The organism is Urbifossiella limnaea (assembly GCF_007747215.1).
Taxonomy (GTDB): Bacteria; Planctomycetota; Planctomycetia; order Gemmatales; family Gemmataceae; genus Urbifossiella; species Urbifossiella limnaea.
Map to the genome: position 1 here is coordinate 5548704 of NZ_CP036273.1, position 20262 is coordinate 5568965.

A 20262-nucleotide genomic window follows, 5' to 3' on the forward strand; every position below is an offset into this window, starting at 1 on the left:
CCGCTCGCGGCGTGACACCGCGGCGGCGCCGCGTGCGGCGGTCAGAACCGGAGCCCGGCGGCCAGCCCGACGAACGGCCCCGGGTCGACGTTCACCTCGTCCCGCAGCGCCCCCCACTGGGACCGCCCCTCGCCGTAGCGCCGGCCGAACGAGTACCCGCCGGTCACGTCCACCGTCCCGGCCCGCCCGACCTGCCGCCGGAGCCCGCCGACCACCCGCTGCTCGAGTACGAAGAACCGGTCGCGGTTGTCCGGCCGGTCGGCGAGCAGGTACGACTCGTTGAGATACTCGTACCCGCCGAACGCCCACCACCCCGGCGCCAGCCGGTACGTCAGCCGGGCGTTCACGTTCAGCAGCGGGACGTACGACGCGGTCAACTGCAGGTCGTCCGTCGGCCGCCAGTCGAGGGACAGCGGCAGGCCGAGGTTCATGCGGAACGTGTCGGTCGGGTTCCAGGCGTAGGACGCCAGCGGGAGCGGGAAGTTGATCGCCCCGCCGGGCATGTACATCAGCATGAACTGCCAGGCGTCTCGCCCGTCCCGCACCGGCACCCGGAGCATCGCCCCGACGCTCGGGTTCACCTCGTGGACGGAGTGGAACGGCTTGTCGCTCGGCGACCCGACGCCGGTCATGAGCATCCCGGTCCACCCGTTCTCGAACCGGTGCATGTAGCTCAGGCCGAGGTTCAGGTTCCACAGCTGCTCGGGGAACGGCCGGCCGGTGTCCGGCAGGACCGCGTCGGTGAAGAACAGGGTGTGGCGCACCCCGACGGTGGTGAGGACCATGTCCCCGTCCGACTTCCACACCGGGAAGCCGGCGTTCAACCCCTGGCGGACGAACCCGAGGTCGGCGGGTTGCCCGCCGACGGGCTGATTCGGGTACCAGGTGGCGTTGTAGCCGGGCGGCCCGCCCGCGCCGGGCATCCCGCCCGGCCGGTCGCCGAGGGGCACCCGGGGTGGCGGTGGCGGGTCGGGCGGCGCGTCGTCGTCGGCCCGCGCCAGCGCGGCGGACGCGAGTACGACCCCGATCACGGCCAGGGCGCGGGAAGGCATGTCGGCTCGAACGGCGAGGGTGTTCCGCTTCGCTCTATGGCGTGCGGCCGCGACCGGGTCAACGCGATTTCGGGCTCAGTCCGGCGCGCCACTCCGGTCGCTCACGCTCCCGGCTCGCCGGCTCCCACCCTCTCCCCCGCTTCGGGGGAGAGGGTCGCGGCGAAGCACGCGGGGTGAGGGGGCGGACCACAATTGATGAGGACCGGCCAAGGTCGGCGTCACGGCCGCGTCCGCCCGAGCACCCACAGCGCCGGGGCGCGGACCAGGGCGATGTTCTCGCTTACCTCGACCCAGGCTTCCAGCTCGGCCTTCTCGTACGGCGACAGCTGGCCGTTGGTGTTGCGGTCCATCAGCGCCCGCACCCGGGCGTCGCCCCGCGGCGGCAATCGCAATGCCGCGACGCTCTCGATCAGGTCGATCGGCGCTTCCACGACGCTCGACATGGGTGGCCCTCGCGGCTCAGTAGCATTATCCTTCTGGCGGGAGACAACCACAAGACCGCCGGTCGCAAGCGGGCGACATCCACGATCCTGGCGCGCCCGAGTCAGAACAACTTGCCGCTACGGCGAACCACGGTTCGCCTACAGGGGTGTAGGTGGGTGGGAATGGAAGCCGAGCGACAACGGGCCTACCTGATGATACTCTCAGCCGCGTTACAACACGTAAAATGGGATCTCGCCTGTTGGTATGGCAGGTTCGCCTGGCTGAGACCGTGGCGCTCGCGTCATCAGGTGCGGGGCGCCCGCCGTGCGGCGTTCCGCTCGGCTGCGTTCCACAACTTGGCCACATTTGCCCTGCATGACTTCACGGGCTTCTCGGAGGCGCAATTCTGGGAAGATATTGAGCGGTTCGAGACGAACTTTCCCGACGGCCGGTGGATGGACTACCGGGCGGAGTTCGAGCGCTGCCTCCGCGGCGAGGCGGTACGTACCATCAACTAAGTGGCGGTGTTGCTCCTTCGGGGTGAACGCCACCCCCTCCCCGAGTCCATCCGTGCCCGACGACCTCGCGCTGCTCCACGACGACATTTATCTCCTCGCCGTCAACAAGCCGGCGCCGCTGCTCACCCAGGCGCCGCCGGCGGTGCCCAGCCTCGAAGCCCGCGTCAAGGCGTACCTCAAGGCCAAGCACAACAAGCCCGGCAACGTCTACCTCGGCATCCCCCACCGCCTCGACCGGCCCGTGTCCGGCGTCGTCGTGTTCGCCCGCAACACCAAGGCCGCCCAGCGCATCCACAAGCAGTTCCAGGAACACACCACCCGCAAGGTGTACTGGGCGATCGTGGAAGGCGACATCACCCCCGACAGCGGCGTGTGGGAAGACTGGGTCCGCAAGATCGCGGACGAGGCGCGGACGGTGAAGGCCGCGGAGGGCGAGCCCGGCGCGAAGCTGGCGATGCTCGAGTACCGCGTCCTGCGCCGGTTCGACGGCAAGACGCTGGTCGAACTGGAGCCGCTGACGGGGCGGATGCACCAGCTCCGCGTCCAGTCCGCGTGGCGCGGCCACCCCGTCCTCGGCGACACCACCTACGGCTCCACAGTAGCGTTCGGACCACCGGCCGACCTTCCCCGCGATAAGGTGATCGCCCTGCACGCCCGCCGACTGACCATTTCCCACCCGTCCACGAAGCAACCCCTGACGCTGGAAGCGCCCCTGCCGGCGTACTGGGAGCCGGTGATCGGCCCAACCTCCTGACGCAGCACGACTTCGGGCATATCGATCGTCCCACAGCTCGCCCGTGCGAACTTTTTTATGAGTCGGTGACATGTTTCCGGGAATCGACCCCCCTCGGCCGGAAACAATGATCCCGGCCTGAGTAACACACCACACCTTGCATTCATCCCGCGGCGGCGTTCCGGTCGATAACCGAGGAAGCCACTTTGTGTCACGGAGGACACCGATGCGGACGTCGCGGATCACCATGCGCGTGCTCGCCGCCCTGGCCCTGTGGGCCGGGTTCGGCGTCGTCGCCGCCCAGCCCCCGACCGTCGAGAAGGTGCTGGAGGTGAAGCCCCGCCAGCCGGGCGTGAACGTCACCACGCCGGCCCCCGACCAGGTCGCCCGCTACCGGCTCGACCCGATTCCGAACCCCAAGACGCCCGGCCAGAACATGGGCTACGTCGTCCGCGACGGCGACGGCCGGCCGGTGCGGCAGCTCGTGAGCCACGACGGCAAGGGGTACAACGTCGTCGCCTTCTACCTGAACGGCCAGGAGGCGTACCGCGAGTTCTACCCGCCGAGCCCGAGCGAGCCGTACCAGTTCCGCTGGCTCGGCGCCAACGGCGGCAAGTGGGGCGTGGACCGCGACCGCGACGGCAAGATCGACGAGTGGCTCGTCATCTCGCCGGAGGAGGTGAGCCAGGAGCTGCTCGCCGCGGTGCTCACCGGCGACGCCAAGCGCCTCGACGCGCTGCTGGCGACGGAGGAGAGCCTGAAGGGCCACGGCCTCCAGCCGGCGGAGCTGGCCCGCATCAAGGAGAAGACCGCCGGCGCCGCCAAGCGGCTGGCCGACGCGGCGCAGAAGCTCCAGCTGTCGCCCGAGGCGCGCTGGGTGCACCTGGAACTGGGCGTGCCGAACACCACGCCGCAGGACGCCTTCGGCGGCAAGGACGACCTGGTGGTCCACCGCAACGGCACGGTGCTGATCGAGGACAAGGGGAAGACGCACTTCCTGCAGACGGGCGAGCTGGTCCAGGTCGGCCGGTCGTGGAAGGTGGTCGAAGGCCCGTCCGTCGGCCCGGGCGTGGTCAGCGCCGACGGCGGCCCGTCGAACGGCGCCGGGCCGGTCGTCACCGACGGCATCCGCGAACTGGTGAACCAGCTCGACCAGATCGATAAGAGCGCCCCGAACCCGCCGGTGCAGCCGGCGCTGGGCGAGTACTACGGCCGCCGGGCCGCGGTGCTGGAGCAGATCGTGCAGAAGCTCGACCCCACCCAGCAGGCCGATTGGACGCGGCTGCTGATCGACAGCCTGTCCGCGGCGACCGAGGGCGGCGCGGCCGAGAGCGCGTCGCACAAGCGGTTCCAGCAGTGGAACCACCAGCTGTCGAAGCTCGGGCCGCAGAACCCGCTGTTCGCGTACTCGTCGTTCCGCCTGCTGGTCGCCGAGAACGGCATGGCCCTGGCCGGCGCCAAGACCGGGCCGGAACTCCAGAAGGTGCAGGACGCCTGGCGGCTGAACCTGGAGAACTTCGTGAAGGCCCACCCGACCGCGGACGACGCCGGCGAGGCGGTGCTGCGGCTCGGCATGGCAAACGAGTTCCTCGGCAAGGACGGCGAGCCGAAGGCGAAGGAGTGGTACACCACGCTGACCACGACGTACAAGAGCCACCCGCACGCGGCGAAGGCCGCGGGCGCCGTGCGCCGCCTCGACAGCGAGGGGAAGGCGCTGGAGCTGAGTGGCACGACACTCCAGGGCCAGCCGTTCTCGGCGGCGTCACTCGGCGGCAAGGCCGTGGCCGTGTACTACTGGGCGAGCTGGAGCACGACGCTGGCCGACGACGCCCGCAAGCTCCGCGACCTGGAGAAGACGTTCGGCCCGAAGGGGCTAGCGGTCGTGACCGTGTGCCTGGACGACGACGCGAAGGCGGCGGTGCAGGCGGTCCAGAGCGCGCAGCTGCCGGGCGTGGTGCTGCACGCCCCGGGCGGCCTGGACCGCAGCCCGCTGGCGGCCGGGTACGGCATCATGGTGGTGCCGCACATCCTGCTGACGGGCAAGGACGGTAAGGTGACCAACCGCAACGCCCAGATCGCCACGCTGGAGGACGAACTGCGCCGGCTGCTGCCGTAAGGCAGCCGGAGGATGGCCACAAAAAGGCACGAAAAGACACAAAAAGTAAGACCAAGACAGGATTCGAACGGTCCTTTGTCTTGGGCTTACTTTTTGTGACTTTTCGTGCCTTTTTGTGGCCAATCTGCTTTGTGCTTATCGCCTGATCGCCGCGTGCCACTCGGCCTCGAACGCCGGCAACGGTTGGCCCACCAAGTCCTCGAACGCCCGCCGCGGGTCGCCGCCGGTGTTCACCGCGACGAGGTACGCCCGGAACCGCTCGGAGCCGACCGCGCGCCGCTCGAACGTCAGGTAGTGGGCCAGCGCCCAGCACGTCAGGTACGCGCGATCGGCGTCGGCCTTGCCGCCGGCGTGGTGGGCCAGGAACGCCCCCGGCCCCGCGGCGAGCAGCTCGGTCAGCGGCATCAGCCCGGCGCCCTTCGCGCCGACTGCTTCCTTCGCCCGCGCCAGCCGCTTCTGGTCCGGCGCGTCGGCGCGGACCTCGCCGGCCTCCACAACGGCGCGCTCGAACACTTGGGCCAGCCCCTCGTTGAGCCAGCGCGGTAGCTCGCCGGTCCCCTCGCCGGCCTTCACCCGGTCGGCCGGCAGCTGTGGGTACGCGAACGACGCCGCGTAGGCGTGGAACGACTCGTGGTACAGCACCGCGAACAGCCGCCCGGTGTGCGCGTCGAGCTTGGCCATGTTGGCGCGGTCGGCGGCGAACACGCGCCGCCGCTCGGCGCTCACCGCCGTCAGGTAGCGCTCCAGCTCCGGGCGGCGGTACAGCTTCCGCACGCCCTCCTCGTACCGGTCCAGCGCCGCGAGCTGCTGCGCGTGGTGGAGCTTCGCCGCGGCCAGCTCGTCGCCGAAGCGGTCGAGGTCGGTGCCGCACAGAATGCGGTTCCCGGCCGGGTCGAACACCGCCGGATTGAGCAGGTCCGCCCGGCCGAGCGGGGCCAACAGCTGACGGTACTCGTCGGGCGTCGGCGCGAGGAAGACGGTGGTAGGGCGCGCGGTCGGCACCGCGGGGGGGAGGAAGCGAGTAAACGCGGTGTAGAGGTGTTCGAGCCGCACGGCGGCGCGGCGGGTCACTTCCTCGGGGGCGTCCGAGATCAGGGTGAAAAACTCGCTGTCGTAGCGGCGGGCGGCGTCGCGTTTGCCGAGCCAGTCGGCGGCGGCGAACTCGACGCCCTCCATCCGCTTCCGCTCGCCGGAGCCGTCGGGGTCGAGCTCGGCGATCCGCTCGCGGAGATACTCGCGGTCCTTCTCGGCGAGCCGTTTGACCTTGGCAATCTCGCCGCGGGTGAAGCGCGTGGTGAGCGTGAACGTCGGCTTGCCGGGCGGCCGGCGGACGCCCTGGAAGGTAATGTCCGCGGGCGTCTCGCTCAGGATGAGCCCCTGGAAGACGGCACCGTTCTTGAGGGTGAGTTCGTCGAACGGCCAGGGCGTGAGGCCGGGCGGCGCCGGCGGCTGGGCGACGGCCAGAAGGACGGCGGCGGCGTACATGGCGGCCCCGTGTGCGGGCGGAAGTATTGGACAGGATAACAGGATGAACGGGATCACCGAACCAAAACCGGGTGCCCCGGCTTGGTGAGCCCGTTCATCCTGTTATCCTGTCCATTTCCCGGCGGTGTAGCTCACGCCTCGGCCGGCTCGTCCGCCATCTTCTTCGCCACGCCCGCGCGGAGCCGCTCCTCCAACCCCGCCGGCATCGGCCGCGGCAGCCGGCGAGTCAGCTTCACCGTGAAGGTGAAGCTCTCCAGGAAGACCTCGCAGTGGGCGCAGCCGACGCGGTGCGACTCGAACTTCGTGCGGACCTCGGCCACCAGTTCGTTGCCGTGGTGGTCGGTGAGAAGGGCGCGGAATTCGGTACAGGTCATCACGGCGCCAACCCCCCCTCGAAGTGCGGCGCCAGCGCGTCCCGCATCCGCAGCCTGGCGCGGTGGAGCCGGCTCTTCACCGCCGGGATGCTCAGCCCGAGCAGGTCGGCGATCTCCTGGTTCGGCAGCCCCTCCACGTCGGCCAGCACGTACACGTCGCGGAACGGACTCGGCAGGTGGCTGATGGCGTCCTCGATGACCGCCGTCTGCTCGGCCGCCAGCACCGGTTCGTCCGGCCCCACAGTCCACCGCGACACCGGGCCGTCACTCACCTCGAGCGTGTCGGTGTCGGCGTCGTGCGTCTCGTGCTTCTGGCGGTTGGCCCGCTTCTGGCGGTACGCCAGCGCCGCGTTCACCGTCACCCGGTGGAGCCACGTCGAGAGCTGTGCGTCGCCGCGGAACGTGTCCAGCTTGCGGATCACCTGGACGAGCACGTCCTGCGTGACGTCCTCGGCGTCGGCGTCGTTGCCGAGCATCCGCCGGGCGATGTGGTAGATGCGCGGCGCGTACTCGCGGAACACCAGTTCCGGCGTGATGGCGGGCGCGCCCCCGGGTTCGGGGCCGGGCGTGTCGGGCAGCATGGGGGCTTGCGTCATGGCGGCTCGCGGGGCGACCCGGTTTGTACGATAACCCGGCGAAAGAGGGGCGCGAACCCCACCCGGCACCGAAAGCGAACCTCATGCCGTTCACCGCCGCGCTCTTCGACTTCGACGGCACCCTGGCCGACAGCTTCGCCGCGATCACCGCCAGCACGAATTTCACGCGCCACCACTACGGCCTGCCCGCACTTCCGGAAGCCGTGGTCCGCGAGTACGTCGGCTACGGCCTGCCGAACCTGATGCAGGAACTGGTGCCGACTGCCAATCCGGCAGCGGCCGTGGCCGTCTACCGCGAGCACCACGCCGGCATCGCGCGGGCCGAAACGAAGCTCATCCCTGGCGTCGCGGAGACGATCCCCGAGCTGGCCCGCCGCGGCCTGCGGCTGGCGGTGTGCAGCAACAAGAGCGTGACATTCACCCGCGACCTGATCGCGGCGCTGGGGTTGGCCGCGTACTTTGACGCGGTACTCGGACCGGAAGACGTGGGCGGCCGGGCCAAGCCGGACCCCGCGATGCTGCACGAAGGCATGATCCTCACCGGCGGCACTGTCGGCACCACCGTCTACGTCGGCGACATGGCCATCGACGTTCACGTGGCGCGGGCGGCGGGGCTGCCGGTGTGGCTCGTTCCGGGCGGCGCGGCGGGGAAGGAGTCGCCCGCGGCCGCGGGGCCGGACCGCGTGCTCACCGGCTTCGCGGAGTTGCTGGACCTGCTACGCGGATGACACATCGGCCCCGCCGATGACTTACCGCCGGACCCGCCGCAAGGCCGGGTGAGCGTGTCGGTATTCCCCTCCACACCCGCACCGGAGCCCGCCATGCCGCCGCGCCTGTTCCCGACCCGCCACGACCTGCCGGCCGACAACCGCCGCGACCTCATCGCTCTACTGAACGCCCACGTCGCCGACCTGACCGACCTGCGGAGCCAGACGAAGCACGCCCACTGGAACGTGAAGGGGCCGACGTTCATCGCCCTGCACAAGCTGTTCGACGAGCTGACCGACACGCTCGACGAGCTGACCGACACCACGGCCGAGCGGGCGACGGCGCTCGGCGGCGTCGCCGACGGGACGATCCGCGCCGCCGCGGCGCAGAGTCGGCTGCCGGAGTTCCCGAGCCAGACGTTCGCGGGGCTGTCGGTGGTGGAGGCGCTGGCGGTGCGGTATGCCGACCTGGCCAAGAGCACCCGCGAGGCGATCGACGCCGCCGACACCCTCGGCGACGCCGCGACGGCGGACCTGTTCACGGCCGCGTCGCGGGAGCTGGACAAGGCGCTCTGGTTTCTGGAGTCACACTTGCAGGGGTGACCGAAGTTGCCGCTTGCGGCGTAGCGGCGTCGACGCCGCTACGCCGCAAGCGGCAAAGTCATCGAGGCTGATACAGGAACGGCCGCCGGAACATGCCGCCGAAGTGGTGCGGGTTGTGTACCCGCACCGCGAACCTGTTCGACCCCGGCCGCATGTGTGCCGTCACGTCCACGTCCCACTCGAACTTGTAGTCGCTCAGCCACCACGGCTCGCGGTACTCGCGGTGCGCTACCAGGTGGCCGTTCACGTACAGCCACGCCTCGTTGAACAGTCCGGGGAAGCGAATCTGCGCCTTCGCCGCCGCGGGTACGTCGGCGTCGGTGCGGTACCAGGCGTAGCCGGTGTAGCTGTGGTAGTCCGGGCTCACCACGCCCTGCGCCTGCATGTACACGTCCGTCCGCAGCATCCCCCAGTGGCCCGGGTTCTCGCGGTGGCTGTCCACGCTGCCGGCGTCCTTGCGGCCCTTCCACCACGTCAGGTCGACCGGCCGGTACGCCCAGCCGCTCACGACGCCGGTGTCGTGCGGGTCGCGGCGGAAGGCCCACTCCGTCGGCAGCTTCGTCAGCAGTTTCCCCTTCGTGCCGTCGGTCGCGGCCAGTAGGTCGCGGTACTGCTGCACCTCGCCGGGGAACCACGCCGGGCCGGCGTCCTTCCCCTCGGGCGCGACGCCGACGACGCGGGTGGTGAACGTCGGGTTCATCTTCGCCAGCTCCAGCCGGGCCGCGAGCCCCTTCTCGCCGGCGGCCACCGCCGCGCCGTAGTCCACGTCCGCCGCCGCGGCCTTTACCATCGCCGTGTAGTGGTCCAGCACGTTGAAGCCGAGCCGGGCGAAGCGGACACGCTCGGAGTAGAGCTTCTCATTGCGGCCCGCGTGACCCGCGAGCGGCGCGACTGCCTTCTCCGCCTCGACCAGATGGCCGCGCAGCTGCGTCACGAGCGCCGGCGTGTACACCGCGGGGATCACGAAGTGCTCGTGCTCGGTGACGACGGTGTCGTCCCACGCCTTGAGGATGGCGCCCCAGTACGCCGCCATCGGCTTCGCGGCGGGGCCGTAGAAGCGCTCGTAGACCTCGCCGAGCAGCGCATCAACGTCGGCGTCGGGGTTCCAGTACAACTGCCCGCGGACGTGCAGGTTCAGGAACGTCGTGGCGATGGCGTTGCGGCTCTCGGTGCTGACGCCGAGGATGCCGGCCTTCTTGTAGTGCTTCACGTCCTGGCGGATCGCGCCGATCGACGGGTTCGGCAGGTCGCGCCACACCAGCATTCCCTGGTCGTAGTCGTAGACCACGACGCGGCCCTGCATCACCTCGGCCCAGCGGTACATCATGTCGCGATACTCCTGCCGCGGCGGGCTCTTCGGGTCGTCCATGCCGTGGATGGGGTCCACGTCGATCGCGGCGAGGTACGCGACCAGCGGCTTCGCCGCGAGCATCTTCCGCTGAGGCGGGATGGTGAGGTTGCCGTAGGCGAGGAAGCCGATCTTCGATTTGCTGTCGGGGTGCGCCTTCAAGAGCTTGTCGGCGACCTTGTTGTAGAGCGTCAGGAACGGGTCCGTCAGCGACGCGGCCAGGAAGTACTTGTCCTTCAGCCCGGCCTGCAATTCCTTGTCGATCTTCGACTCCGAGCGGTAGACGCCGTCCTCCATGCCGAGCGAGAAGAACTCGCCCTTGGCGAACTTCGGCGCCACCTTCTTCACGACGTGGTCGGCGGTGGCGTCGTCGGCGATGGGGATGTCGAACACCGACTTTCCCTTGGGAATGAGCTCTTGGACGTACTCGCCGATGGCGTGGCCGTTCGGGACGCCGACGCCGCTGTTCAGGTAGTTGCGGCGCATGAACTCGTCCTGCCCGTCGTTGGCGCCGTTCCACGACACCCAGTAGTTGCGCACCTCGAACGGCGGGGCGTAGGCGTAGTCCAGGTCGCCGACCGTGAGCGTCTTCGTCTCGGGGATGCACTCGCCGATGGCGGTGGGGAGGTACCACCGGCAGCCCCAGCGGCGGAGCAGCTCGGCCGCGGCGTAGTAGTGGCTGTCGTCGTTCGTGCCGACCACGAAGATGCGGTCGCCCTGGCGACGGAGGGCGATGGCGTCGGCGCGCAGGACGGGTTCCTTCTTCGCCACCTTCGCGAGCGCCGCGGCGAGCGACGGATCGACCTTCAGCGCCGCGCCGCCGACGACGATGACGCGGCCGCCGCCCTTGATGGCGGCGTCCACGGCCTCCGCGGTGTCGGCGAGCTTCGGCTCGGTGCCAGTCATGAGGCCGACGCAGCGGACGACCTCGGCGGCGGCCTTCTTCTCCCAGGGGCCGGCCGTGGGGGAGACGACCACGACGGCGGGGGCTTTGCCGCCGCCGGCGACGACCAGCGGCGCGGGGGGTTGAGCGGCCGCGGGGAGAACGCAGGCGAGGGCGACGAGGGGCACGGCGAGCCGGAGCGGGCGCATGTCGATCCCGAGAGGAGGGATTAATCGGTGGGTGCGGGCATCTTGATTTGGTGGGGCCGGCGTCCCGCCGGTCTGGGCTCCGACCGGCGGGACGCCGGCCCCACCCAACCATTACCCCCACAGCCCGGCAAGCCGGTCCTTGTCGGCGACGCCGAGCGGGAAGCGTTTACTCAGCGGGTGGTCGGCGATCCCCGCCAGCTCGCGCAGCGCCAGGTGGACGTGCTCCGGCCGCACCCGGATGCCGCCGTCGCGCTTCACGGCCAGCGTCGCGGGGTCGAGCGGCACCGCGAACTGGCCGGCGTCGGTGGCGCCGACCACGCGGTTGCCTTTAATCCCCTTCCCGAAGAACCACGCCGAGCCGACGGACCAGTGGTCCTTGCCGTTGCCGGCGTTGTACGTCGGCGTGCGGCCCATCTCGCTCTGCACCACCACGACCAGCTTGTCGCGGAGGCCGAGGTCGCTGGCGCGCCGCACGAGGTACGCGATGCCGGCGAGGAACTCGGGGAGCAGCCGCAGCTGGTCGGGGTCGTTGTTGGCGTGGCTGTCGAACTGGCCGATGCTGAGGTTCGCGCTCACGCACACGCCCGCCTTGAACGACGCCAGCGCGATCTCGGCCTGCTGCGACAGCCGCTCCCGCGGCACGTTCTGCGGGATGTACTGCGTCACGCGCTCGAGCGCCTTCGAGTTGGCCTGCGCGGCGTAGAGCATACTCTCGCCGCGCTCCGCCCGCGGCAGCCGGGGTTGTGCGGCGCGGGCGGCGTTGGTGTCACGCAGCGCTTCCTCGATGCGGTCGAGGGCGAAGCGGTCGTGGTAGGGGGCGCGTTCGTTGCCGCCGACGGCGTCGGCGTTGGCGATGGTGCGGAGCGACGGCAGGTACGGCACCCGCGACATGGCGACGAGGTTGCCGGTGTTCGAGTAGTTCCCGAACGTGAGGAACGCCAGCGGGCACGTCGAGCCGCGGCAGGCGGCGACGAGCGCCGCGAACGTGGGGTAGGCGAGGCTGTCGAGCTTGCCGGTCGCCATGTAGCGGGCGCCGGGCGAGTGGTTGTTCACCGAGTAGTCGAGGCCGTTGAACGTCAGCAGGTCGTTGCCGAACTCGGCGTAAAAGTCCTCGTTGGCGAGCCCGGCGGTGACGTGCTTTTTGAGCGGCGCGAACTTGTGGGCGCCGCGGGTGAGGATGTCGCCCTCGCGGTACAGGCGGTTGATGTTGTTGACGCCCTTCGGGTCCATGAGATATGTCGTGTCCCACCCGCCGGAGGCGTTGAACACGACGTAGAACGGCCCGTCGTAGGGGGCGTCCTTGGGCGGTTGCGCGACGGCGCGGAAGATCGGCGCCGCGACGCCGAGCCCGGCGAGCCCGCACAGCTTCAGGAAGTCGCGGCGCATGGAGGAAGCCTTTTGGACCCGCCGCTCGCGGGGTGGCGCCGCGGCGCTACGCCGCAAGCGGCGGAAGAACTACTCGTACAGGAACTCGGGCCGCCGCAGCAGGTACGTCACCACCGCGCGCCAGGCGCGAATCGTGTAGTGCGGGTCGGCCGGGATCGTCGCGTCCTCGCGGCGGCAGTGGTACGTCTCGCGGCCCTCGATCCCCTTCTTACCCGCCGCGTCCGCCACCACTCCCGCGAACAGCTTCACCGTGCGGTCCACGTCGGCCGCGTCGGCGCGGCCCAGGATGCGCTCGTGCAGGTAGACCACCTGCTTGCGGATCGCCGCGTCCGACGCCGCCGACGTGCCCGGCTTCGTCTGCGGGTCCACGAACGGGAACAGCTTCCGCTCGTTCGCCGGCCGCGAGAAGTCCTTCGGGACGTGCCGGCACGCCACGTCGTTCGACAGGATTCGCTGGATCGCCCCCATCGCCCCGCTCGGGTCGGTCGCCCGCTCCGTCACCTCCTGCGAGTCGATGCCGCCGTACAGCATCGCCGTCTGCTCCGTCAGCCGGCCCCACCGCTCGCCGAACACCGCGAACACTTTGCGCTCCGTCTGCTCCGGCGACAGCATCCGCACCAGCCCCACGTCGTCCAGCTCCGCCCGCCGCGCCGGGTCGGCGGTCGCCGTTTGCAGCCCGTCGGCGCGGTAGAACGGCGACTGCGCCCACTCCTTGAAGGCCACCTTCAGGTTGAAGCCGTGGCCGACCATCGCCGCCGAGATGCGCTCGACCTCGCGTCGCTGCTCGGCGTAGGCGCGGCGCTTCGCCGGGTAGAGCGGGTCGTCCAAATCCTTCGGCGGCAGTAGCGACTTGCGGCCGGTCAGGATGAAGTAGGCGTGCTCGGTCATGGCGACGGCGAAGCGCGGGTCCTTCGCCGTTCGATCGCCGAGCCACTGGAGCGCCCGCCAGCGCTCGGCCGCGGGCAGATCCTCGCCCTCAAACCCGGCCGGGAACATGTCGGTGAACCACCCGCCCTTCCGCTTGCCGTACACGCCGCGGTCGGCGAACCGCCAGTAGTCCTGGAACAGCCCCGCCACCGGGTCGAGCGTCTTGTGGCACACCACACACTCGGCCGCCTGCATCGTCGGCACCGCGTACTTGGCCTGCGCCGCCGCGGCGTCGGACACGCGGGCGGCCAGCTCCAGCACGTCCACCCCGAGGAAGTGCTGGTAATACATTCGCGCCCGCAGCCGGTTGCGGTTCGTTTCCGTGGTCGGGTAGCGCGTCAGGTACTGGAAGCTGCCCAGCACCCCGGCGTGCGGGTAGAAGCCGGTCGCCGAGTCCTGGTTCTGCGACTTGTCCCGCTCGCGGCCGACCAGCGCCTTGAGCTTCACCGGCGTGAACTCGAACGGGTCGTCGGCGTTCTTGAATCGCCCCTTCACCTCGTCGAAGGTACCGTAGCCGCGGGCGGTGTACGGCGACTGCATGACGTAGTCCGCGGTCACCACCTCGGTGAACGGCTTGTCGGTGCGGACGATGTGCTCGACGAGCCGCAGCGGTTCCTCGAGGAGCGACTTGCGGTAGTCGGCGGCGAGCTTGTAGCGGGCCTGCGTCTGCGCCTTCTCGTCGCCGGCCTTGGTCAGGTCGTGCTTCTGGTACCAGTGGCGGTTCGGGAAGTGGTCGTAGGACAGGACCGTCTGGTCGGCGTTCCCGTCCACGCCGAGCGTCAGGAAGATGTCGTTGAAGCCTTCCCGGAGGCGCAGGTAGAAGGCGTCTTCGGTCATCAGCTTGTCCATCAGGCCCGGCAGCGCCTTGAGGCCGTCCTTGCCCACGGCGGCGCGCTCGGCGTCGGTCGGCAGCCGGCCGGCCAGCGACAGCGTGACGCGGCGCAGCAGCCGGGCGTCGTCGAGCATCACGACGCCGGCGAAGAACGGCGGCGCCTTGGGGTCGATCTTCGTCAGGTCGCCGGGCGCGACGGGCGTGTTGACGCGCTTCACGAACGTCTGCAGCACGCGGTACCCGGCGGAGTCGGCGGGGAGCACGTCCTCGCCGCCGTGGTCGAGCTCGCCGACGACCTTGAGCAGCAGACGCGACTGGTCCTTGTGCTTCGCGGCGGCCATTTTGGCGAAGGCGGCGCGGTTGTGCCGCATGGCGTCGTCGCGGGCCGGGCCTTGCAGCTTCCGCGGGTCGCGGAGGACGAGCTTGCTCTCCTCGGCGTCGCCGCCGGCCGAGTGGCACGTCAGGCACTTCGGCAGCGCCACCTTCGCCCACACCTCGTCGGCGAAGAACGAATCGACGGCTGCGGCGCAGTCGTAGACCTGCTTCGGGGGCGCGGATTTGTCCTGGCCACGGGCGCCGACGACGGCGGTGACCGCGACGAGGATGAAGGGGAGAAGGCGGAGCATGGGGGTATTCTCGCCCGCGGCGGCGTGGGGTGCAAGGTTGTGGCGCCGTGCTACGCCGCGAGCGGCGAAGCCCCGAGCCCCGACAATCGATCGATTCCGGGTGCCGCCCGTGCCGCCGTCATGCCACTCACCAGGTCGTACACCTCGCGGTTCAACGGCGCCGGCTCCCCCGTGGCGTCGGCGAGCCACAGCAGGTGGCCGGTGTAGTTGTCGAGCTCGGTCCGCCCCTTGGCGATCTCGCCGGCCATCGAACAGTACGTGCCGCGCAGCGACGGCTCGAACCGCCTCGCCATCAGCCCCGCGAGCCACTTCCGCCGCAGGATCCACGCCACCGTCCGCGGCGCGAACGGCCCCACCTTGCCGAGCGGCACGCCGGCCGCGCTCAGGATGCGGTAGTTCTCCTGGAGCAGCGCGAAGAACAGCCGCCGCGCCGCCGGCACCGACAGGAGCTGGCCGTTGTCGATCCCCGCGGCCGCGGCCAGCGGCGAGATTGCGGCGTTGTACATCAGCTTCGCGTACTTGAACGGCGCGATCTGGTTCACGCGCACGACGCGGAACAGGCCGGCGCCCGAAAGCTCGGCGGGGGTCGCCCCCGTGCCCCCGTCGCGCCCCCCGAGGTGGAGCTCGCCGGGGCGCGTGACGCGCGTGTGCGGCCGGTCGGCGGCGCACTCGGACACGAACGACGCGATCCCCTCCCGCGCGTGCCCGTGCGCCGCGAGCTGCGGGTCGAAGCCGTTCTGGATGGGAATCAGGTTCACGTCCGCTGGCAGTTTGGCGAGCACGGCGGCGTTGTCGTAACACTTCGTGCACAGCAGCACGGTCGAGCGCGGCTGCGGCGCCCACTCGGCGAACGGCACGAACTCCGCGGCCAGCGGCGGGCGGTCGTCCACGCGGACGCCGTCGCGGCGGCCGGCGGCGACCTTCGCGGGGTTCGCTTCCACGAATCGCACGGCCGTACCGCCGGCCCGCAGGGCGTAGCCGACGGCGCACCCGATGCCGCCCGCGCCGACGATGGTCACCGGTTCCATGCCCGCAGGCTACCCCGCGGCGCCGCGGCGGGTCAATCGCGACGCTTGAATCGCCCCGCCGGTCCGGGTACGGTACAGGTCGGCCGCACCCGCCGCGCCGCCTCTCGGGACACTCATGCCGATCTCGCTCGACCAGTACATCGAGGACCTCGACGGGCGGAAAGACCTCCCCTGGCCGGTCGCCCCGAAACTCGACCCGCCCAAGGCCAAGCCGCACATCACCCGGCTGCCGGTGAAGGCCGTCCTGTGGACGGTCTACGGCACGCTCGTCGCCGTCCCGCACGGCGAGCTGGTGTACGAGCCGCCGCCCGGCCCGCTCGGCGACTTCGTCTTCGAGAACGCCCTGGAGAAGACGATCAAGGAGTTCAAGATGTGGAACTCCATGAGCCGCAAGCCGGGGAAGCCGTCCGAGTACATGGCGTCGCTCCACAAGAACGCCCTCGCCACGCTCCGCCTCACGCACGGCGGCGAGGCGCCCGCCGAGAAGGTGTGGGAGGACATCGTCCGCAAGCTGCAGCAGAAGGAGTACACCTACGACGCCGGGCTGTACGGCAGCGTCGAGGAGTACTGCCGCAAGATCGCCTACTTCTTCCACGCCAGCCTGCAAGGGGCCGGCGCCTACCCCGGGGCCGCCGACGCACTGCGGATGGTGGCTGAGGCCGGCCGCGCACAAGGGCTCCTGGACAACGGCCAGAGTTTCACCTTCGGCCAGCTGCGGCGCTGTCTACGCAAGGACGACCCCGGCTACGAGCCGAACCTGTTCGTGCGGCCGGAACTGCGCATTTTGTCAGCCGAGGTGAAGGCGCGGAAGCCGGCCGACGGCATCTGGAAGGCCGCGACGGCGGCGCTGGCGGCGAAGGGAATTCGGCCCGCGGAGACGCTGCACGTGGGGTCGAGCCTGCCGCGCGACATCGGGCCGGCGAAGAAGCACGGGTTCCGGACGGCCCTGTTCGCCGGCGACAAGAACTCGCTCGTCGCTGGCGGCGACCAACTCAAAGACCCGGCCCTTCGGCCGGACGTGCTGTTGACCGAGTTGACGCAGGTGATAGAAGTATTCGCCTGAGTCCAGCGGCCCGCCGGGAGGGGGCGCATGAGCGCCGACGAGTTCGACGTTACCAGCCTCGACCTGTCGCACCCGATCGCCGGGATCGACGACATCCGAGCGGTCAACCCGCACCGGTTCGAGTTCGAGATGATATCGGCCGTGGTCCTGATCGACCGCGGCCGGCACCTCGTCGTAGGGTACAAGGATTTTGGCCCGAACGAGTTCTGGGCGCGCGGCCACATGCCCGGTTACCCGCTCCTGCCGGGCGTCCTGATGGTCGAGGCCGCGGCGCAGCTGTGCTGCTACTACACCGTCACGCAGCTGGTCAGCGCGCCGGGCTCACTGATGGGCCTCGGCGGCATCGAGGACACGAAGTTCCACCGCCCCGTCCGCCCCGGCGACCGACTGGTGCTCGTGGGCTGCGGGCTGAAGGTCCACCGCCGGCTGACGCGGTTCCGCGTGATCGGGTACGTGGGGGCCGAGAAGGCGTTCGAGACGACCGTGGTCGGCGTGCCGATCGGCAAGCGGGAGGAGCTCACGGGTGCGTAAGCCGCGGCGGTTGACCCCCGACGAGCTCGCACCGTTCGAGTGGCACCCGCCGCGCCGCTTCGGCCGCTGGGGCGTCGGCGAAGTGCGGTTAGAAGACGCGGTTCCGACTCCGCTCGCCGCACTCGACTGGCCCGCCCTGTTCGGCAACCCGAACCCCGTCGAGGTCGAGGTCGGCATGGGGAAGGGGCTGTTCCTCCTCACCCAGGCGACGGCCCGGCCCGCGGTCAACTTCTTCGGCATCGAAGTCGTCCGCAAGTACCAGCAGTTCGCCACCACCCGCTTCGCCGTCCGCCGGCTGCCGAACGTCAAGACAGCCTACGCCGACGCCAAGGCGCTGTTCCGCGACGTCATCGCGCCCGGCAGCGTGTCGGCAGTTCACGTCCTGTTCCCTGACCCCTGGTGGAAGGCGCGGCACAAGAAGCGGCGCGTCTTCACCCCCGAGTTCGCCGCCGACATCGCGCGGGCGTTGCCGGTCGGCGGGGCGCTGCACGTGGCGTCGGACGTGGCTGAGTACTTCGGCGTGATGACCGGCATCCTGCGGGCGATGCCGGCGTTCCGCGAGCTGGCCGCCGAGACGACCGACGGCGGCGGGTTCGAGACGAACTTCGAGCGGAAGGCGCGGGCACAGGGCACCCCCGTCGGCCGGGCGCGGTACGAGCGGACCGCCGAGGCGGTGACGGTGGCACCGGACCCGGCCACCGGTTGAGGGCCCGGAACGCACCCACTTACCCCCGGTCACCCATGACCCGCACGCTTCTCGCCGCGGTTCTAGCCGCCGCCCTCGGCGGCCCACCACCCGCAGTCGAGTCGGTCAAGGGCGTCATCCGGGCGGTGGCCGCCGAAAAGAATCAACTGGTGGTGACGACCACGGAGGACGACGGCCCCGCTGACCGCACGGTCACCGTGGGCGGCGCCACGCGGGTACGGTTCGGGGCAACAACCGTCGCCGTCGGCGACCTGCAGCCGGGCATGGGGGTGGTGCTGTCGTACCAGGGGAACAGCACCGACCTGCGGGAGGTGAAGGCCGGGTGGCCGCACCGCGAGGTCGTGTTCAAGGCCGCCGACCCGGCGACGAAGTCGTTCAGCGTCGAAACCGGCGGCGACGAGGGCGGCCTCGAGTCCGTGCTGACGCTCGCCCCCGCCGCCAAGGTGACGGTAGACGAGCTCCCCGCCGGCCTCGCCGACGTGCCCCCCGGCAAGAAGGTGCGGCTGGAGCTGACCATCGACAAGAAGGGCGTACTCGGCGTGGAGGCCGAGGGCCCCGCGGACACGCTCCCGGGCCTGTTGAAGCGCTACGACGTAACGACGACAGCCTGCTGGTGGAGGTGCGGGCGGCCGGCTTCCGCGAGGACCGCGTGGTGACGGTCTCGTTCCCGCTGACGACGCCGGCAAGGGTGCGGCACGCCGGCCGCGACGTGGCGCCGACCGACCTGAAGGAGCGGATGCCGGTGCGACTGACGTTCACCCCGGACCGCCGCGCCGTGTCGGGCGTGCTGACCGCCGACCCGCTGCCGGTGGAAGTGAACGACGACGACTGAGCCGGCAGGCGAGCGGCCCGCGTGAGCGGGCTGTTGATGCGCCGCACGCGCGGATCAACAGCCCGCTCACGCGGGCCGCTCGCCTCGCTCATTCTTCCGCCCGAGCCGTTGCATCCGCCGCCGGCGCGGTTACCATAACACCTTGCCCTCCCCGCCCCGCTTCCCTTCCGCGAGCCGGCCCATGAGCACGCCCACCGACGCCAACGACGTGCAGATGATCGAGAAGCTGCGGACGGCCCACGGGCGGCTGCGAAAAGAGATCGGCAAGGTCATCATCGGCCAGGAGCAGGTGGTCGATCAGCTGCTGATGGCCATCTTCTGCCGGTCGCACGCGCTGCTCATGGGCGTGCCGGGCCTCGCCAAGACGCTCATGGTGAGCACCCTGGCCCAGGCGCTCGACATGAGCTTCAAGCGCATCCAGTTCACGCCGGACCTGATGCCGTCGGACATCACCGGCAGCGAAGTCATCCAGGACGACCCGGTCACCCGCGAGCGGATGTTCAAGTTCCTCCCCGGGCCGCTGTTCGCCAACATCGTGCTGGCCGACGAAATCAACCGCACCCCGCCGAAGACGCAGGCGGCGCTCCTGGAGGCGATGCAGGAGCGGAAGGCGAGCATCGGCGGCGTGGACCACCCGATGCGGAACCCGTTCTTCGTGCTCGCCACCCAGAACCCGATCGAACAGGAAGGCACCTACCCGCTCCCCGAGGCGCAGCTCGACCGCTTCCTGTTCCTCATCAAGGTGGACTACCCGACCGACGAGGAAGAGGAGCAGATCATGCGGATCGGCACCTCCGACACGAAGATCAGCGTGTCGTCGGTGTTGAGCGGCGAGGACATCCTCGGGCTGCAGCAGATCGTGCGGCGGGTGCCGGTGTCGGACAAGGTGTTCCACTTCGCCAAGCGGATCACGCGGCTGAGCCGGCCGGGCACGCCGGAGGCCGCCGACTTCGTGAGCAAGTGGCTGACGTGGGGCGCCGGCCCGCGGGCGAGCATGAACCTGATCCTGGCGGCGAAGGCGCACGCGCTCTTGCGCGGCAGCAACCACGTGGCCGGCGACGACGTGGTGGCGGTGGCGCTGCCGATCCTGCGGCACCGGCTGATTCTGAACTTCGCGGCGCAGAGCGAGGGCGTGACGATCGACGACGTGATCCGCCAGCTGATCAAGGCCGCCGCGCGGGCGGTGGCGGCGTAACCGAACCAAGAACATTGGCCACAAAAAGGCACGAAAAGACACAAAAAGGAAGACCGAGCAAAACCTGAATTCGGCTCGGTCTTGGCTTC

General features: G+C 70.2%; 20 protein-coding genes. 11 read left to right on the top strand and 9 right to left on the bottom strand.

All coding sequences use genetic code 11. The annotated features are described in order from the left end of the window. Positions 1–41 precede the first annotated feature (41 nt). Positions 42–1052, bottom strand: coding sequence for a hypothetical protein (locus ETAA1_RS22615; protein ID WP_145242534.1), 1011 nt, complete (start codon positions 1050–1052; stop codon positions 42–44). Between the two features lie 218 nt (positions 1053–1270). Continuing rightward, positions 1271–1495, bottom strand: a complete 225-nt coding sequence (locus ETAA1_RS22620; protein WP_145242536.1) for a hypothetical protein — start codon at positions 1493–1495, stop codon at positions 1271–1273. A gap of 162 nt (positions 1496–1657) precedes the next feature. Here ETAA1_RS22620 and ETAA1_RS33045 point away from each other — a divergent pair, with 162 nt between their 5' ends. The 3 genes from ETAA1_RS33045 (at position 1658) to ETAA1_RS22630 (ending at position 4842) form a co-directional block, all read left to right on the top strand. Continuing rightward, positions 1658–1993 (top strand): hypothetical protein, encoded by a 336-nt coding sequence (locus ETAA1_RS33045; protein WP_238389281.1) that lies wholly within the window; start codon positions 1658–1660, stop codon positions 1991–1993. A 52-nt stretch (positions 1994–2045) separates the two neighbouring features. Further along, positions 2046–2747, top strand: coding sequence for an RluA family pseudouridine synthase (locus ETAA1_RS22625; RefSeq protein ID WP_238389282.1), 702 nt, complete (start codon positions 2046–2048; stop codon positions 2745–2747). A gap of 205 nt (positions 2748–2952) precedes the next feature. Continuing rightward, positions 2953–4842 carry a TlpA disulfide reductase family protein gene (locus tag ETAA1_RS22630; RefSeq protein WP_145242540.1) on the top strand — a complete coding sequence of 630 codons (1890 nt, stop codon included), beginning with the start codon at positions 2953–2955 and terminating at the stop codon, positions 4840–4842. A gap of 135 nt (positions 4843–4977) precedes the next feature. Here the strand turns inward: ETAA1_RS22630 and ETAA1_RS22635 are convergent, their stop codons facing one another. The 3 genes from ETAA1_RS22635 to ETAA1_RS22645 form a co-directional block, all read right to left on the bottom strand. Continuing rightward, positions 4978–6327, bottom strand: coding sequence for a hypothetical protein (locus tag ETAA1_RS22635; RefSeq protein WP_145242542.1), 1350 nt, complete (start codon positions 6325–6327; stop codon positions 4978–4980). 131 nt (positions 6328–6458) lie between these two features. Beyond that, complete coding sequence (locus tag ETAA1_RS22640; RefSeq protein WP_145242544.1) at positions 6459–6701, bottom strand: anti-sigma factor; 243 nt, start codon at positions 6699–6701, stop codon at positions 6459–6461. Continuing rightward, positions 6701–7297, bottom strand: coding sequence for an RNA polymerase sigma factor (locus ETAA1_RS22645; protein WP_238389283.1), 597 nt, complete (start codon positions 7295–7297; stop codon positions 6701–6703). The genes ETAA1_RS22640 and ETAA1_RS22645 overlap by 1 nt, the downstream gene beginning before the upstream one ends. An 83-nt stretch (positions 7298–7380) precedes the next feature. Here ETAA1_RS22645 and ETAA1_RS22650 point away from each other — a divergent pair, with 83 nt between their 5' ends. Then, entirely contained in the window at positions 7381–8025 is a 645-nt protein-coding gene (locus ETAA1_RS22650; protein WP_145242546.1) for an HAD family hydrolase, read from the top strand. A 93-nt stretch (positions 8026–8118) separates the two neighbouring features. Next, entirely contained in the window at positions 8119–8607 is a 489-nt protein-coding gene (dps, locus tag ETAA1_RS22655; RefSeq protein ID WP_145242548.1) for a DNA starvation/stationary phase protection protein Dps, read from the top strand. Between the two features lie 58 nt (positions 8608–8665). Here the strand turns inward: dps and ETAA1_RS22660 are convergent, their stop codons facing one another. The 4 genes from ETAA1_RS22660 to ETAA1_RS22675 all read right to left on the bottom strand — a co-directional run bounded on the left by ETAA1_RS22660 (position 8666) and on the right by ETAA1_RS22675 (position 15846). Continuing rightward, on the bottom strand, positions 8666–11047 hold the full coding sequence (locus ETAA1_RS22660; RefSeq protein ID WP_145242550.1) for a DUF4838 domain-containing protein: 2382 nt from the start codon (positions 11045–11047) through the stop codon (positions 8666–8668). Positions 11048–11158: 111 nt separating this feature from the next. Then, a complete protein-coding gene (locus ETAA1_RS22665; RefSeq protein WP_145242552.1) occupies positions 11159–12433 on the bottom strand; it encodes a DUF1501 domain-containing protein in 1275 nt (424 codons plus the stop codon). Positions 12434–12502: 69 nt separating this feature from the next. Beyond that, positions 12503–14818, bottom strand: a complete 2316-nt coding sequence (locus ETAA1_RS22670; RefSeq protein ID WP_202920340.1) for a hypothetical protein — start codon at positions 14816–14818, stop codon at positions 12503–12505. Positions 14819–14868: 50 nt separating this feature from the next. Beyond that, positions 14869–15846: a ketopantoate reductase family protein gene (locus tag ETAA1_RS22675; RefSeq protein WP_145242554.1), complete on the bottom strand. Its 978-nt coding sequence runs from the start codon at positions 15844–15846 to the stop codon at positions 14869–14871. A gap of 115 nt (positions 15847–15961) precedes the next feature. Here ETAA1_RS22675 and ETAA1_RS22680 point away from each other — a divergent pair, with 115 nt between their 5' ends. The 6 genes from ETAA1_RS22680 to ETAA1_RS22705 all read left to right on the top strand — a co-directional run bounded on the left by ETAA1_RS22680 (position 15962) and on the right by ETAA1_RS22705 (position 20173). Next, on the top strand, positions 15962–16909 hold the full coding sequence (locus ETAA1_RS22680; RefSeq protein ID WP_145242556.1) for an HAD family hydrolase: 948 nt from the start codon (positions 15962–15964) through the stop codon (positions 16907–16909). A 27-nt stretch (positions 16910–16936) separates the two neighbouring features. Next, positions 16937–17440 carry a 3-hydroxyacyl-ACP dehydratase FabZ family protein gene (locus tag ETAA1_RS22685; RefSeq protein WP_145242558.1) on the top strand — a complete coding sequence of 168 codons (504 nt, stop codon included), beginning with the start codon at positions 16937–16939 and terminating at the stop codon, positions 17438–17440. Further along, on the top strand, positions 17433–18146 hold the full coding sequence (gene trmB / locus ETAA1_RS22690) for a tRNA (guanosine(46)-N7)-methyltransferase TrmB (protein WP_145242560.1): 714 nt from the start codon (positions 17433–17435) through the stop codon (positions 18144–18146). The genes ETAA1_RS22685 and trmB overlap by 8 nt, the downstream gene beginning before the upstream one ends. A gap of 35 nt (positions 18147–18181) precedes the next feature. Beyond that, complete coding sequence (locus tag ETAA1_RS22695) at positions 18182–18802, top strand: hypothetical protein (protein ID WP_145242562.1); 621 nt, start codon at positions 18182–18184, stop codon at positions 18800–18802. After that, positions 18799–18978, top strand: a complete 180-nt coding sequence (locus ETAA1_RS22700) for a hypothetical protein (protein ID WP_145242564.1) — start codon at positions 18799–18801, stop codon at positions 18976–18978. Before ETAA1_RS22695 ends, ETAA1_RS22700 begins: the two co-directional genes overlap by 4 nt. A gap of 181 nt (positions 18979–19159) precedes the next feature. Continuing rightward, positions 19160–20173, top strand: coding sequence for an AAA family ATPase (locus tag ETAA1_RS22705; protein ID WP_145242566.1), 1014 nt, complete (start codon positions 19160–19162; stop codon positions 20171–20173). The last annotated feature ends 89 nt before the right edge of the window (positions 20174–20262 follow it).

Excerpts from the sequence above, each read along its gene's own strand:
- ETAA1_RS22615 (WP_145242534.1), bottom strand. The coding sequence starts at position 1,052 with ATGCCTTCCCGCGCCCTGGCCGTGATCGGGGTCGTACTCGCGTCCGCC.
- ETAA1_RS22620 (WP_145242536.1), bottom strand. The coding sequence starts at position 1,495 with ATGTCGAGCGTCGTGGAAGCGCCGATCGACCTGATCGAGAGCGTCGCG.
- ETAA1_RS33045 (WP_238389281.1), top strand. The coding sequence starts at position 1,658 with ATGGAAGCCGAGCGACAACGGGCCTACCTGATGATACTCTCAGCCGCG.
- ETAA1_RS22630 (WP_145242540.1), top strand. The coding sequence starts at position 2,953 with ATGCGGACGTCGCGGATCACCATGCGCGTGCTCGCCGCCCTGGCCCTG.
- ETAA1_RS22635 (WP_145242542.1), bottom strand. The coding sequence starts at position 6,327 with ATGTACGCCGCCGCCGTCCTTCTGGCCGTCGCCCAGCCGCCGGCGCCG.
- ETAA1_RS22640 (WP_145242544.1), bottom strand. The coding sequence starts at position 6,701 with ATGACCTGTACCGAATTCCGCGCCCTTCTCACCGACCACCACGGCAAC.
- ETAA1_RS22645 (WP_238389283.1), bottom strand. The coding sequence starts at position 7,297 with ATGACGCAAGCCCCCATGCTGCCCGACACGCCCGGCCCCGAACCCGGG.
- ETAA1_RS22650 (WP_145242546.1), top strand. The coding sequence starts at position 7,381 with ATGCCGTTCACCGCCGCGCTCTTCGACTTCGACGGCACCCTGGCCGAC.
- dps (WP_145242548.1), top strand. The coding sequence starts at position 8,119 with ATGCCGCCGCGCCTGTTCCCGACCCGCCACGACCTGCCGGCCGACAAC.
- ETAA1_RS22660 (WP_145242550.1), bottom strand. The coding sequence starts at position 11,047 with ATGCGCCCGCTCCGGCTCGCCGTGCCCCTCGTCGCCCTCGCCTGCGTT.
- ETAA1_RS22665 (WP_145242552.1), bottom strand. The coding sequence starts at position 12,433 with ATGCGCCGCGACTTCCTGAAGCTGTGCGGGCTCGCCGGGCTCGGCGTC.
- ETAA1_RS22670 (WP_202920340.1), bottom strand. The coding sequence starts at position 14,818 with ATGCTCCGCCTTCTCCCCTTCATCCTCGTCGCGGTCACCGCCGTCGTC.
- ETAA1_RS22675 (WP_145242554.1), bottom strand. The coding sequence starts at position 15,846 with ATGGAACCGGTGACCATCGTCGGCGCGGGCGGCATCGGGTGCGCCGTC.
- ETAA1_RS22680 (WP_145242556.1), top strand. The coding sequence starts at position 15,962 with ATGCCGATCTCGCTCGACCAGTACATCGAGGACCTCGACGGGCGGAAA.
- ETAA1_RS22685 (WP_145242558.1), top strand. The coding sequence starts at position 16,937 with ATGAGCGCCGACGAGTTCGACGTTACCAGCCTCGACCTGTCGCACCCG.
- ETAA1_RS22695 (WP_145242562.1), top strand. The coding sequence starts at position 18,182 with ATGACCCGCACGCTTCTCGCCGCGGTTCTAGCCGCCGCCCTCGGCGGC.
- ETAA1_RS22705 (WP_145242566.1), top strand. The coding sequence starts at position 19,160 with ATGAGCACGCCCACCGACGCCAACGACGTGCAGATGATCGAGAAGCTG.